General features: G+C 63.1%; 1 pseudogene. It reads right to left on the minus strand.

What is annotated here, in order from left to right:
• Positions 1 to 83: 83 nt before the first annotated feature.
• Positions 84 to 320, minus strand: a pseudogene (locus FS507_RS19920) (hypothetical protein); the annotation flags it as partial.

A 320-nucleotide genomic window follows, 5' to 3' on the forward strand; every position in this document is an offset into this window, starting at 1 on the left:
CCTCCTCCCTCACCCACACCGTCATACCCCTCTCCATATACCCCCCACCAATCCACTTCACCCCCATCCCTTTATCCCCTACTTCAACCCCCATCCACTCCCTCACCTCCCCCACCCCTCCCTTCCACCTCCACTATCCACTCCTCCCCCCACCCACACGCACTCCACACACCCACCACATATTCACCATCCCCCCCCCCTTCCCCATCCTCCTCCACTCTCACCCCCACATCACCCTCCTCTCCCACCCCCTCCACCCCCCCCACCCCCTCACTTCCCCCATCTCCCACCCCCTCCACATCATCCTCATCCATCTCCAC

Source organism: Corynebacterium glyciniphilum AJ 3170, assembly GCF_007673095.1.
GTDB lineage: Bacteria > Actinomycetota > Actinomycetes > Mycobacteriales > Mycobacteriaceae > Corynebacterium.